At 39.5% G+C, this 14,750-nt stretch carries 11 protein-coding genes; 5 read left to right on the top strand and 6 right to left on the bottom strand.

Annotated elements, in window-relative coordinates:
* The first annotated feature begins 100 nt into the window (after nt 1–100).
* The 4 genes from BLR73_RS13250 to BLR73_RS13235 all read left to right on the top strand — a co-directional run bounded on the left by BLR73_RS13250 (nt 101) and on the right by BLR73_RS13235 (nt 2,892).
* Nucleotides 101–502 carry a helix-turn-helix domain-containing protein gene (locus BLR73_RS13250; RefSeq protein ID WP_073207554.1) on the top strand — a complete coding sequence of 134 codons (402 nt, stop codon included), beginning with the start codon at nt 101–103 and terminating at the stop codon, nt 500–502.
* 344 nt (nt 503–846) lie between these two features.
* On the top strand, nt 847–1,875 hold the full coding sequence (locus BLR73_RS13245; RefSeq protein ID WP_143010964.1) for a DUF7833 domain-containing protein: 1,029 nt from the start codon (nt 847–849) through the stop codon (nt 1,873–1,875).
* A 10-nt stretch (nt 1,876–1,885) separates the two neighbouring features.
* Nucleotides 1,886–2,512: a ParA family protein gene (locus BLR73_RS13240; RefSeq protein ID WP_091862791.1), complete on the top strand. Its 627-nt coding sequence runs from the start codon at nt 1,886–1,888 to the stop codon at nt 2,510–2,512.
* 41 nt (nt 2,513–2,553) lie between these two features.
* A complete protein-coding gene (locus tag BLR73_RS13235) occupies nt 2,554–2,892 on the top strand; it encodes a hypothetical protein (RefSeq protein ID WP_091862788.1) in 339 nt (112 codons plus the stop codon).
* 157 nt (nt 2,893–3,049) lie between these two features.
* Here BLR73_RS13235 and mcrC read toward each other — a convergent pair whose 3' ends face one another.
* From mcrC to BLR73_RS14645, 4 genes are read right to left on the bottom strand one after another with little or no spacing between them, the layout of a single operon-like run.
* Nucleotides 3,050–4,090 carry a 5-methylcytosine-specific restriction endonuclease system specificity protein McrC gene (gene mcrC, locus BLR73_RS13230; protein WP_091862786.1) on the bottom strand — a complete coding sequence of 347 codons (1,041 nt, stop codon included), beginning with the start codon at nt 4,088–4,090 and terminating at the stop codon, nt 3,050–3,052.
* Nucleotides 4,087–6,546, bottom strand: coding sequence for an AAA family ATPase (locus tag BLR73_RS13225; RefSeq protein WP_233456471.1), 2,460 nt, complete (start codon nt 6,544–6,546; stop codon nt 4,087–4,089). Before BLR73_RS13225 ends, mcrC begins: the two co-directional genes overlap by 4 nt.
* 40 nt (nt 6,547–6,586) lie before the next feature.
* On the bottom strand, nt 6,587–7,459 hold the full coding sequence (locus tag BLR73_RS13220) for a hypothetical protein (protein ID WP_091862783.1): 873 nt from the start codon (nt 7,457–7,459) through the stop codon (nt 6,587–6,589).
* A gap of 3 nt (nt 7,460–7,462) precedes the next feature.
* Nucleotides 7,463–10,243, bottom strand: coding sequence for a DNA methyltransferase (locus BLR73_RS14645; protein ID WP_091862780.1), 2,781 nt, complete (start codon nt 10,241–10,243; stop codon nt 7,463–7,465).
* Nucleotides 10,244–11,707: 1,464 nt separating this feature from the next.
* Here BLR73_RS14645 and BLR73_RS13210 point away from each other — a divergent pair.
* Complete coding sequence (locus tag BLR73_RS13210) at nt 11,708–12,976, top strand: ATP-binding protein (protein WP_369821152.1); 1,269 nt, start codon at nt 11,708–11,710, stop codon at nt 12,974–12,976.
* 34 nt (nt 12,977–13,010) lie between these two features.
* On the opposite strand, the gene BLR73_RS13205 is transcribed toward BLR73_RS13210, so the two are convergent.
* Complete coding sequence (locus BLR73_RS13205; RefSeq protein ID WP_143010963.1) at nt 13,011–13,946, bottom strand: PGN_0703 family putative restriction endonuclease; 936 nt, start codon at nt 13,944–13,946, stop codon at nt 13,011–13,013.
* A gap of 5 nt (nt 13,947–13,951) precedes the next feature.
* Nucleotides 13,952–14,734, bottom strand: a complete 783-nt coding sequence (locus BLR73_RS13200; protein ID WP_091862774.1) for a hypothetical protein — start codon at nt 14,732–14,734, stop codon at nt 13,952–13,954.
* Nucleotides 14,735–14,750: the final 16 nt, after the last annotated feature.

The raw sequence follows: 14,750 nt of genomic DNA, 5'->3' as shown, positions 1-14,750 counted from the left end.
TATTTGCAGCAAGTTTCAATGCCCCAATAATACACATGCCGTATCTGGGTGCAAAAATACAAATAAATAATTATATAACAAAATAAAATAAAAAAAACTTATGACACAGAGTGTTAACAATCTGAACGACGTCTCCAATCCACAAACTTTGGATTTGGATTTCGAGAGAAAGTTACTTGCAAGTAAATTGGTATCAGAGGTACATCGGAGCCCCAATCATGTCTCGGTAACTCTCACTGGTAACGGAGTATTAGCTTTCATAAAAGCTCTGCAGACCTTTGCTATTGAGGAAGGAACAAATCTTCAAATGGAGCAAAAAAACGATTGCGGATTGTTTCCGGAACAGAACAAGGATATGGTTAGTAAAAAAAGTGTAATAACTGGTTTGGGCGTAAGTCATACCACGTTATGGAAGTGGGAACAGAGAGGTTTTCTTGTTCCTGTGAGAGTTGGAAAGAAAATCTATTATCGCCGTTCCGACATTGAAAAACTAACGAAATAAAAAGAAAGGTCCCGAGCAATTTGCCCGGGATAATCTTCGCAGATGTTATACCTTCCATTCTCCAAATGCAAAGGTACGAATTTTCTGCGAAACTTCCAAATTATTTGAAAGAAATAGATTAATTATCAGTAACAATGCATTCATTTTATAAAATGAGAAATGATCTTCATGATGAATGGTTTTTTAAAAATCCACAGTATTTATTGTGGTGGGGGGATTTAATGCACTGTGCTTGCTGGAAGTCCGAAACCGTTATGGTAGGATCTATACCCATATCATTACATAGAGGACAGCTTATTGCGAGTATAAATGATCTCGTGAAGCGTTGGGATCGAAGCAAGGATATGATTATCAAATATATAAAGGTCTTGGAGACAAAAGGCCTTATTATTAAAACAACCAAGAATAACATTTCAATAATAACTATTCTTGATTATGATTTAGAGGATGACACCGACAACCTTGCCGACAACCCTGAACATATCCAGAATACCGATAAACAAAGTACTTTCAAGAGATTAAACGGTAAGCAAACCGACAACCTTGTCGACAACCTTAATACGACCGACAACCTTGCCGACAACCTTGCCGACAACCTTCTACCAGAAAAGGCCGACAACCTTGAAATTGTGGAATATTCCCATAAACAGGATGTTTTAGGAGGTTCGCAATGGAGTGAAACCGACAACCTTTCCATTATGGGAACCGACAACAAGGCCGACAACCTTGCCGACAACCCCTATATATATAGTAAGAATATTAAAGAAAGAATATTCTCTCCATCAACAACAACATCACCCGCGCATACGCGAGAACTTGGTGGCTTAGAAAGTGATGAGATAATTGCTGCAGATGCTGCCGAATTACTAAAAAAAGATGGCCAATGGATAAGCCAGATGGTTCGCCGTCATAAGATGTCTGCAGAATACATCATCGAATGGTTAGATTCTTTTGTTTGTGAATGTTCTTGCCGTGGTAAGGAAGGACACGAAAGCTTAAGCGATTTTAAGCAGCATTTCAATGACTGGTTGTTTAAACAGGAGAAGCTTGCTGCAGATGGTAAAAAGAAAAGTTCCAAGTGTACTAAACCAGCAACTCTTTCGGATCCCGGTCAACTTTGGAAGCTTTCATTAGAAGAGATAACGAAAAGCGTGGGTTCCGATGGAAAGGCGAAGGTCTACGATAATGTAAGTTTCTTAAACTATGACACATCTTCAAAAGTAATTCTTTTGGGTGTGCCAAACAAAGAAACGTATGATTATATTGAAGCAAATTTTGCTCAAAAAATGGGGCGAGTATTGCCGAAATATTTTGGTTGTGGTTTTAAGTTGAACTACAAAATTTTAGGTAAATCCGCAAATCAATCTGCTTAAATTATAGATTATGGCAAAAATTATAGTAATTTCAAATTCGAAAGGTGGTACCGGTAAAAGTACCATTTGTATGCAGTTTGCGAACTACTTGGTAGCAAAAGGCAAGAAAGTTGTTATTCTGGATGCAGACGAAGGCCAGACAGTAAATGAACTAAGAAAAATGGAGGTTAAGGCGAATCCTGATGCGGAGAAACCTTGGGACGTATGGAACGCTTCGACTAATTCTCAAGCGTTTGTAGAAAAAGTCAAAGCCTTGGGCGACGTGTACGTTTTAGTAGATTGTCCTGGTTCGCTTAACCCTAATCTTCTCCCGTTCTTTAAGTGCGCTGATGCCATTGTGATTCCCTTTAGGTATGACGACGTTGTTGTTCTTCGAACAATGACCTTCGTTAAGGTTCTCAAGGCTGCCCAAATAAATGCTATTTGGTGGTTTTTGCCCAATAGCATAGACGTAAGGATTAAAAATCCGAATGAGGAATCTATTAGGAATATGTTACACAAAGTTGGCATTATACTGCCCAGGATTAAGCAGGGTGTGGCTATTCAGCGCGTATCTACGATACGTCCAATCGATAATTACCAAACAAAAGCAATAATGGACTCTATCGAAGAGTTGCTAAAAGCTTTGGATAATTAGTGTTTTTTGTAAAATTAGTATTGTTAGTTAAGTTAGTTAATATGGCAAAGAGAGAAACAAAGACGGCATTAACTTTAGATACATTTAGTGATATTTGCAACGAGAAAGCACCTGATCAGATGGGGCTTGAATCACTTGGCTTAAAAACTGAAACACGCCCTTCAAAGGGTGCCGCTGCGGGGTGCAAACCTGGATATATAAGGCATACTTATGTTCTTCCTCAGACGATGATAGACCAAATTAAGGCGGTTGCCCATTATTTCTCGTGTTCAGAAGTCTCTGCGGCCGAACAATTGCTCCAGAAAGGGTTAGATGCTGTTCAAAAGAAACATGGTAAAAAAGCGCTAACTTTGCAAAACAAACAAAGTTTGTTCAAGTAGCGAATGTTGTAAAATGTGCTAAGTTAGTTAAGTAAACTAAGTTAGCACATACTTTTTAAATCAAGAGCGGTTTCATTAGAAACTGTTTCTTTGTAAAAGTGTTTTTTCGATTTTGCGAGAGTGGGGGTAATAGTTACATAGATTTACCCTTTTGGCACTATCTTATTACAAAACTATCCAGCCGTTCTTTTATGGTGTTGAAATCTGTGTTCAAATTAAGAGTCCTGAAATAGATATAATTGCCGTCCTTACGCTTCATCTGCCCATCTGGAACGATATCTTCCTGCGTCTTTGCATAGAGTAACATTCCGTCCACATTACCTTTATGGTCTTCATCGCACTCTGTTACATACGTATGTATCTGATAGAGATTATTAGAATGAATGGTCGATTTGTCGTATTGCTTCTGCATTGAGCGAGTATAATATTTGGCATCGATAATCAGCGTGCGCTCTCCCATTGTCAACAGGATGTCTGTCTGCATAATCGGCAGAATGTTTGTAGTAGATTGTTCCTTGTCGATATTCCAGTCTATTCGGGCAGCACATGGTTTCAACTCTGGATGATGCTTCTTATAATATGCCAAAATAAACTTCTCATAGAGTCTGCACATGTGGTCATCAGAGAAATCGCGCAGCTTGTATTTACCGCTATCTGTTGTCATCAGCCACTCGTTGATAATAAAGTAGCACAGATACAGCAACATGCGATAGTTCTGATTATTACGATCAAAACGAAGTGTATTCCAACGTATGGTATGTACATCTATCGGTTGTACATTCTGGAAGAACAGCATCAACCGCTTAAGCTTCGACTTCTTTTCTTTCTTTACATCCGAGTGTTTTATCAATAAAGTGGCTGTTGTAAGCAATATTTGGTTATAGATATTATTCTCCGATAGTTCGTCGTAATCGCACGCTATATGATGGATATTGCGCATTTTGTTGGCGATGGTACCGTTTAAGTCTATCTTGCCCCGTACGGTTTGCATCGACTCGTTTTTAGCCACATACTGGCGATACAATCCCTGTTTTAGCTGATAAGATATGCCTCGTGCTATAATTTCAGCAAACAGATCATAAATATCATCAAACGCCTCTCCTGTTATCTCGGCATAGTTATTCTGCCTAAGCTCCTGGAAAGCATAGGCCAACATGTAATACACGTTGTGAATCAATATACCTTTATCTTCTGTCATTTCAGAGCGTTTCTAAGTTTATCTGCCTGCAGATTAAACTGTTCGTCGTTGTCAAACCAATACTCTCTTAGCATAGGAACGATGTCGTATTCTACAATACTCTCTAACTGATAGTTATTATTCAGATTGCAAAGATAGCTATGACCAATACAGAATCCCGAGCCAAGCGAATCGTCGTCAGCAATTGCTTTATTCAGTTCTATAATCGCCTTAACCAGATTGCTCAATTGAGGATCATACTTTTTGCTGATATAGTCCTTAAATAACGGAGTTTCGAACCCAGGTTTCATCTCAAAGAACGAGAATCTGCGACGTAGAGCATAATCAATCATTGCCAACGAACGGTCTGCCGTATTCATCATGCCTATAATATAGATATTCGATGGGACAGCAAATGTCTCATCATTGTATGACAGCTGGATCGGCTTGTCTCGATAGTCGGTTTCTATCAGCATCAACAACTCACCAAATATCTTACTGAGATTACCACGATTTATCTCATCGATTATAAAGAAATACTTATGCTCTTTATCAACAGCAGCTCGATTACAGAACTTGCGGAATACGCCTAATTTCATATTAAATCCGCCATTCTCATTTGGCTTATAGCCCATCACGAAATCTTCATAGCTATAGTTCTGGTGGAACTGCACTTGCATCACTCTGCTATCGTCTTTCTCGCCCATGATGGCATAGGCCAGACGTCTTGCTGCAAAAGTCTTACCAACGCCTGGAGCACCTTGTAGAATTAAGTTCTTCTTTCTAAGCAACAAGTTCTTAATATGCTCGTAATCATCATACGTTACATATACTTCATCTAAGAATTTGTCCCTATCATATTCTTCCTTAACTTCATTTTTAGGCAATGGATTTTCACCTCGCACCAGCTCCATGATAATGTCGAATTCATCAGCTGAGACTCTGAAGAATGAACCTTGTTGATTCCTCATATACTCCATTTTCTCTAATCCTGGAGTATTTCTCAGAGTAGAGAAATCTATTGGAGTCGGTAATTTCTCTGTCATCCTAAAATACAACTCTTTACCATCATTCTCTTTAGAGATTGTCAGCAAACAAACAACTTGTTTCGTGGGTGATGACTCATAACCTAAAACGATATCACCAGCTTTCGCATCAAGGAAATTTTGGAAGACGTTTCTCTTATGTCCGTTTTCATTATACAGACTATAACTTTGTTCCTCGCCAATCTTCATTCCAGTTATGCTCCAAATTTTGGGATTTGCCACCAGCCACCAATAGTTCTGAGCTGATGATCCTGCTGTTTCAGGAATCTCCTCTCCTTCAATTATTTTATTTAGCCTATCCACATAATCAGTATATGGGGTAACATTAGTGAGAGTCTTCATTGCGTGCTTGTCAACTGTTACCCATTCGCCAACATTTGTCCATTTGATTTTTCTGACATGTTTAAAATCAGGATAGGTATCATCAAAATAATAATCAGATTCTACTATACCACGACCGATTATTTTAGTGATACCTTTCTTGGCAAACACGATATCACCAGGTTTCATCTCGTTTGCAAACTGCCATACAGCTAATGAGTCATTTTTAGCATTGCCATCAGTAGGAAAGAACTTCTTTATTTCTAACCTCATGTCTTCGCGAGATGCATATTGTGACAAATCGCCCAAAGCATCCCATCCGATACATATAATACCATCATTGACACATAATTGCCATTTAGAAGCATTCTCACCTGGGGAGAATGTCCAATATGCTTTACCTTTGCTGTCATTTTTAACATCTTTCTTACCCTCTGAGGATAACATAGTCCATGCTGTATACGAGAATTCTGCATAATTAGTGTAGCCCAATGATTCAGACTTCATTTTCTCATCAAGCCTATCCATAACACTCTTATACTCTTTATACATCAAGAATTTTGAATTATCAAAAGAAATCCCAAGCGTATTTAATAGACTCTGACTTGTTCCATCCAAAGGCATAAATCTATCAGGACGAATCCAGAATAATCCCATTGTGAGATTGAATTTGATTAAGAATTGCCCGTTGAGTGCATTATATGATTCTTCTATATCTCTACCAAGTACAGCATCAGTAAACACATTCCATAGTTTATCAATGTCACCATGTTTACGGCGCTCAGCAAATGCCATAAAGTTTGTTTTTTGCGTATTCATTACAGGAATACCATCAAAATCTTCTGGCACATCTGCTGTTATGTTAAGATATCCTTTAAACTTTTGGCATATATCAATACGTCTTTCATGCGTAATACCACGATTGAATATTGCAAAGACGGTAAAAGGGTCTATATCAGCAACACGCGTTCCTTCCGGATCATCTTTAAGATGATTGATATAACCCTCAAGATTATCATAAATCCAGTTTATCAACGGTTTCCTATTGTTTCTATACAGCAAGAGTTTCTGTGACAACTCTTTATAAAATGGAATCCATGTATATGCCATAATTATATATATTATATTTTTCTAAAATCAACAAAAATAGTTACAAAAAATCAATAGAAGAAATGGTTGGAAACACTTTTTCTTTTATCTTATCCCCATCAGTAATCACATTACACCAGTCACGAATAAATCGAGCTAATATACTATGTGACATCATAATAAGCCCAACTAATATCTCTTTGTCATGATTATTTTGATACATACTACCAAACTCTGAAAAACCATAATAAGAAGGATGGCTATGAGAAGAGAGAAAAGTATACCACTCTTTATAATGGTCATGCCCAAACAAAAAAGCAGTATCAGTAAAGCCAAATTCTTTGATGTCTATTATTCCTTCTTTTTTATTCTTAATGAATTTGTAACCTTTTATTGTAGTAACCGAATTGTTGGCAATACTTAATAGCCTTTTTTTAGCAGAGTCTGTTATTTTTATTCTATTTAATATGCCATCAATTTTATTTCTATACTTCTTAATCTCCGCTTCGTCACTTTGTTTGATGGTATCCTTTAATTCAGATGGAATTGGGAATCTTCTAATATTGTTAAGGCCTCTTATTCTCCACAAGCACAATAAGAGGTCTGTTTCATCCGAAGAATCTTTATCAACAAAAATGCTATGGTATATATATGTAGACTCATATATGCTGCGTACAATTGCAGCTATTGAAGATATATCGAGTATGGCACCTAAATTTGGCAAATCAGGATACATTGGCACACCATTCAGCATCTGCTCCAAAGTTCTTGTTTTGACTATCATCATTTGGAGCATACACTGAGACAAATCATCATACTCATTCTCTGCTTGAGGATACAAAAGACGCCATTCCCCAAATATCTCCCATAGGGACTTTGACAATTCATTCAAATTCAACGGAATATTAATACTTACAAAGCCTCGCTCCTTCATAAACTATTTATGCTGATTGACAATACTTTTATACATCTTAAACAATTCTGCCACACATCGACTCTCTGTCATATTCTTTACGTCAAAGCCATAAGCCTGCATTACTGCACGGTCGTTGTCCTGGTGGGCTTTTCGAAGATCAACTGGCATCGTAATTTCGTCGTATAAGTCCGCCAAAGATGAACCTGAGTATTTTGCGCGAGCATCAAGAATAGTTTGTGCCGTTTGTGCTATCTTTGCCATTTGTGCTTCTGTGGGATTTGGCCATGGGAATGTGTTATACACCTGCTCTTTGCTATAGCGATAGTCGCTTTTCAACCTACCACAAACAACTCTCATCCATGCCATGTGAACATTAGACGTGAGCACTCCAAAGTGATAGAGTGTGGCATTTGGTATAATCTGGACTGCATTAGAAGAAATAACGTCTGCTTTCATAAAACCTATTGGTACATATCTTCTACGCTCGGATGAAACGGAAGGAACTAAAAGATAATCTTGACCTTCTGGCTGAGTTATTTGTGCAAACAAGTGTGGAACTTTGGCATACCCCTGAGTAGTCTTAGCAGAAGAGGCAAGTCTAAATTCACGTACTGCTTGTACCCTTTCATATAGTATCTTGCTTTGTTTGATGTCAGTAGGTTGAGCATTACGTAACCATATACAATATCGAGACTTCTGCTTGATGAATTCTTCTGCACCAATGTATGGATGTATCCATCTTGCTACTGAAGACTCTTCTTGAATCAAGGAATTTTTCTCCTCTTCTGATAATACGAAGTGACCTCCATCACGTGGTTGGTTACCAAAGTTCATCTGGGGAACATTACAAAGCGGTGTTTTTTGGCTAACGACAAATGTTTCGTCCCCTTCAAATAGATAAGGACTGATGTTGCTTACCTGCTGCATTTGTCCTCCAGAAGTGAACAGATATTTATTCTTCACCTCGTCTGTACTAAAGCCAATAATGACACAATGCACAGCAGCTTTTTCGCTGGCTTCACTATTCCACTTGAAAGTCTGATAGGCGAAGTTAATATGCACATGGAAATCATTAAGAAGAACATTCCAAAGAATGGGAACCTGCGAACCTTGACAGATGCTATTGGTAGAAACAAAACCAGTCCTTGTATGTGAATTCTGCATTAATAGAGCAGCTTTCCTATACCAGCAACACACATAGTCGAGGTCTTGAACGTCTTTGATCTTTCCAAACAAATCTTCAACGTCTTTCTTTTGTGAACTACCTTGAGCCATCATTCTCGCCCCCACAAACGGCGGATTGCCCATGATATAATTCAGTTTATCTTTAGGAACAACACTCTCCCAATCTATCCGCAAAGCATTACCCTCTACAATATTAGTGTATGATTTCAGAGGTAAAAAGTCAATGTCTTGGTGAACAATACGCTCTGTTTCTGCAAGCATCTGAGCCTCACTAATCCAAAGGGCAGTTGTGGCAACTGTTACGGCGAAATCATTAATCTCTATGCCATAAAACTGATGTATATCTACCTTGATTGGATTGATAAAAGCACCCATCATCATTTGACCATGATAACGCTCACGAATAACCTCATTCTCCAGGCGTCGCAACGACAGATAGGTTTCAGTCAAGAAGTTACCTGAACCACAAGCAGGGTCGAGGAACGTCAATGAGGCCAGTTTATCTTGATAAGCATCGAGCTTTTTGACGCGTTGACGTTCCACTTTCTCTTCTAAGATTGTATCCAGTTCGCTACGCAAGTCGTTCAAGAAAAGTGGGTCTATCACCTTGTGAATATTCTCAATCGAAGTGTAGTGCATGCCTCCACTACGACGAGTCTCTGGGTTAAGTGTGCTCTCAAAAACGGCTCCCAAGATGGTGGGCGAAATCTCACTCCAATCGAAATCAAGACTTGCATTCTGTAGCAACGTCTCCTTCAGTTCCTCGGTAAACTGCGGAATCTCAATTTCTTCTTCAAACAAACCACCATTGGTATATGGAAATGCCTGTAATTCTGGTTGTAGATATCTGCTGCGCTTTTCGGTTGGAGTATTCAGCACTTCAAACAAGTCACGCAAAGCTCTGCGCATATCTTTTGCCTCGTAAGTAGTAAGGAAATCATGGAATTGGTCGTGTTTAAACACACCTGCATCTTCAGCATACAGACAGAAGACAATGCGCACACAAAGAATATTCAGCCATCGCAAAGCCTCGGGAGAAGAATCATCATATTGCTTCAAAAGAGCATCATAAATGCGCCCAACTATCTTTCCTGCATCAATAGAAACCTGCATCTCTTTAGACAGATGTTCGTTCTTAGCATCAACAAGAAATTGTAGTCGATAATACTCTTTTCCGAGATTTTCCAGAAGTATCTGCTCAGGTTCGCCATTTGGCTGCTCCATGTCATAAACCAGAAACTCGGCAAAGTTGCAGGTAACAATCCACTTGGGATGCTCAGATACAGGCATATTAGCAACATAGCGTTTTGCTTGCTGAAACGGATTAAGCACAGATCCATCGCTCTGAACAATACCTTTACGCAAATCCTTGCCAAGTGACTTTTGCTCTATCAGCACACGAGTGCTGGGAATATGGCCATCGATAAAGTTGGTGGAGTCAACCATATTCTTTACCTGCTCTTCGTAGCGAATAAACTCACTAAGATTATCCACACCATATACGTTAGACAACAAGTCAGCCCAGAATAGCTGACTTTGTCCACGTTCATATCCTTTGCCTTTCCATCGCTCTGCGAACTCTGCTGCTGCTTTGGCTTGTTGCTTATCTGAATTCATATTTATGCCTTAGATTAATACTGCAAAGATATGCAAAACCAATGATAATACCAAGGAAAAGAAGAAAAAGTTACTAAAAATGAAGGATTTCAGGAATGTGCAGACTTTCTAATATAATCCCGTATTTGTCGAAAATGTAACAGTCCAATTTGTCGAAGGAAGTCCGTACTTGTTAAATATGTGCGTAATAATTGTTTACATATTTGATAAAAGAAAAAACAATAGGAAGTTCCTGGGCGTGTAAGGCGCTTGCGCTGAAGGGCGGCAGAAATGCCGCAATTGGGGTAGCCTATTACCCCCCCTCCGAAGGAGAATGCTACAATGTGTGGAGGGGGAGGATATAAATAAAACGAGCAAGCTCGATGATAATATTGAGTTCTGAAAAAAAATATCAAAGATTACCTTAATTCTATATATGTAATATATGAAAGATGAACCACAAAAAGGCAAAAACTGCCTACAAACTCGGGAAGATGGACAACAAACTCGGGAAGATAACCTACATTTTCGGGAAGAAGCACCTACAAACTCGGGAAGTAAACCCAAAGAATTCGTAGAAAGCGTATGTAATTTACTGATATTCAGGCCATTTTGCTTTTTCTTATATGCGATATGTGATATATTTTCTATACGTAATATGATAAATATCGTTTTTGTTTAATTGTTCGAAAGATAGATACTATTATTCTGAAAGGCCCGTATTTAAAGGCTTTCTGGCTATCTTCCCGAATTGGTAGCGGATTCTGGGTTATCTTCCCGAATTGGTAGCAGAAAATGGTTATTTTTAATGCTTATACCTACCGGATAGCCTTCATTTGGATGGTTATCTGCATATAAACAGCGTTTTATCTTTCCGAATTGGTAGCCGCACCCAGGTTATCTTCCCGAATTAGTAGTTTTGCCTATTAATTACCCGAATTAGGAGCCAATTCTGTCTTATTACTCGAATTAGGAGTTTTTAGCCTGTTAATTACCCGAATTAGGAGTTTTTAGCCTGTTAATTACCCGAATTAGGAGTTTTTCGGGGGAAATCTACCATGTTTTAGGGCTATTTATGATGCTTATAGCCTACGAATTCGGGTAATTGGGATGTTTTTACACACGAACTCGGGTAATTAGACACACGAACTCGGGTAATAATGGGTATGGATAGTGTATACAAGTATTAATGATTACATGTATATTGGTGTTAATGAATACAAGTACACAGGTATAAATGTATACATGTTGCCATGACTGCGCTTTAGTTGGTTCTTGTAGGTGGTGCCTGAAAAACACATAGGGATTTCTACGAAAAAACACAAACAACCGAACAAAATCATCACAAACAACCGAACGAATTCACCACAAACAACCGAACAAAATCGCCACAAACAACCGAAAAGTTACATAAAAATTTGGATAATTCATTATAAATCAGTAACTTTGCACACAAAATCAAAAACAAATAAAATGATGGACAGTATGTATAAACCAAGAATTGCCGACAGACTATTAGCTCGCAAGCTTGCAGGCAAGGGGGCTGTGTTGATTGAAGGCCCTAAATGGTGTGGCAAGACAACTACCGCTCGCCAGCAAGCCAAGAGTTTACTTGACTTAGGTGACACTGAAGTTTTGAAACAGAGCAAACAGATGATGGAAATCAGTTCGAAGACACTCCTCCAAGGCGAAACACCCAGACTGATTGACGAATGGCAGACAATAACAGAACTATGGGACACTATCAGAAATGAGGTTGATAAGCGAAGTGCTTTTTCTCAATTCATCCTGACGGGTTCTACTGTTGCTCCACAGGCTGAAGACACTGTTCACAGCGGAACGGGGCGTATTGGCAGAGTCAAAATGCGACCGATGAGTCTATATGAGTCTGGCGAGTCTACCGGCAGTGTCAGCCTGGCTAAGCTCTTTGATGGCGAGACGTTCGAACCGCAACCAAATAGCATTGATTTGGAGCGTATAGCCTTTCTGACATGCCGTGGTGGCTGGCCACAAGCAACGCTGCTGGAAGGTGATATTGCACTGGATCAGGCCTTTGGCTATGTTGATGACATTTCTGAAAGAGATATACAACGTGTTGACGGAGTAAAACGCAGCCCAGAGCGTACACGTCTACTACTCCGTTCGTATGCCCGCAACATTTCTCAGCAAGTACCCTATAGCACCATCAAGGCCGATATGCTGTCAAACGACTCACAAACACTTGACGAGGATACCGTTGCCGACTACATCAAAGCACTGAGAAAGCTTTTTGTAATTGAAGACCTTGATGCATGGAATCCAAATATCCGCAGTAAGGCAGCTATTCGTACAAGCGACACACGCCATTTCGTTGAGCCAAGCATAGGTACGGCATCGTTAGGCTTAGGTCCCAAAGACCTAATAAATGATCTGGACTCGTTCGGACTTATCTTCGAAGATATGGCCGTGCGAGACCTACGTGTTTTTGCCGAAGCACTCGACGGAAAACTATATCATTATCGCGACAGTTCAGGCCTGGAGTGTGACACGGTGTTACATCGTCGCAACGGCACGTATGGACTAATTGAGGTGAAGCTTGGTGGCGAAAAACTGATAAACGATGGTGCAGATGCTTTGAATAAGCTTGCCGACACCATAGACACCACAAAAATGAAGAAACCTTCATTCAAGATGGTTCTAACTGCAGTTGGTCCCTATGCATACCAAAGGCCAGATGGCATATTCGTAGTTCCCATCGGTTGCTTGAAAGATTAATATGAAATACGGCTCCTCAAATGGGAGCCGCTTTTCATTTGGGTATGTACCTATTTTTAAAATACTCGAATGGTGCTTTATCCTCATCGGGGCATACCTCTAAAGTCTTGGCGATAAAATCTTCGAGAGAAATGGCAGAAATCTTATGCTGGAATTCAGGTTTAAGCTCATTCCGTAATGATGCAACCTCTTTTTCTGTAGTTGGATGCTGTGCGGGGGCGAGCACAACGGAATAGCATCTGTGTGCACCCTCGACAATACCATAGCATTCAGTTAAAAGGAAGTTGCGATATATTTGCGTCACAACTTTCATGCCTTCTAACTTCTTTTTCTTATCCTTGGCTGCCTCTGCACTCTTAAGCAGTTCTGCTTCAGTTTCAGGTTTGAACATACCAATCCTCTTAATCCATACATCATATAGTACATCGCTCTTTCTACTGGTGTTTTCGCCTAACACATCTGTATACTTTGTTTCTATCGCGATAAAGGCAGGTTTGCCATCCGTATCTTTATAACGTACGATAGCATCCATTGCGGTATTATCGTTCAGATATTTTTTAATGTCTGTATCCAGATACTCTAATCCCACTTTTGTAACCTCACTTATATATTTATCGGGAAATATATTCTGAAAGATTCTGCTGACAATGTCGCCCTTACCTTGCTCTCGCATTTCTATAAAGGGACAAAAGAGGTTAAATGCCATTGGTTGACTGGATAGCATATTATTGAAGAGTCGATATTCGTCAATCGTCTCATGAGGTTGTTTGTTTTCTACTCTCTGTTTGGCATAATTAAAAGTAAACTCGTTCACAAAGTTCTTACCAGTCTTGTCGCCATCAACCAACATGTTTATTTGTGGCGTACCTTTCTTAAGGTGTGGCCCAACTCCCATTGGCTCGCCCATACGTTCGCGATACTTGCCCTGCAGTTCTCTGCACTTCTGAGTGAATTCTCTAATCGTCATCATAATCTTCATTTATTATTACTCCAAGCAAACAATTCAATTTCATCCATTAAGTCAATCACCTCTCCTGTTTTTAAGGTAATTCTCAATCCATGCTCTATCTTTTCTTCATTTATAATGTCCCTGCCAATATAAGCAAGGCGTTTTTCCAATCCAAACTCTACATGATTTATCAAGCCTTTCTTCTCTCTTATAGCCTGGCGAATTACGTTCGCAAGCTGCTGGATTGAGGGGCGGATACCATCAAAAGTTAAAACTTCATTCAATTCTGCCACAGAAAAATCGTCAAAGGTGCATTTTGCGTAGGTAATCATCTGCTCGTCTGAAAGCGAGTCGATAGTTATTGGGGTAATTGGCGGATAAGATAGCTGCGCCCCCGAAGTGAACTTCCACTGCTCAGCATTAAAGTATTCTGCAAAGGCAATTGGATAATCATAGTTTTTGGCATGATTTACTATATTCTCGAACCATCTGACGTATTCTACATCATTTCCTTTAGCTAATGCCACGTAGCTACCATACTCCTTTATGAAATCGTCGGCGCCAATCAATGGCCTCCTGGGATTTGGACGATCGTCGGCTGTAGAACCATGTGGACATTCGAAGGGCAGGCTATCGTGATTATGTTCACAATACAAGTTATCGCCTATCAGCACCTTAGGATAAACCATCCACCTCCAGCTGCCTCCCGATGGAGACAAGCCTGGGAAAAGTCTTAATTGCTCATAACCTCGCTTATGAAGCTCATGAACTATCATCACTATCTCGTATGCGCTACACTCGTCTATCATATCACTTAATACTTTT

The sequence above is a fragment of the Prevotella sp. khp1 genome (genome assembly GCF_900102205.1).
Lineage (GTDB): Bacteria > Bacteroidota > Bacteroidia > Bacteroidales > Bacteroidaceae > Prevotella > Prevotella ruminicola.
Note: the sequence above shows the minus strand (reverse complement) of the source record. Positions and strands in the feature narration are given on the sequence as shown.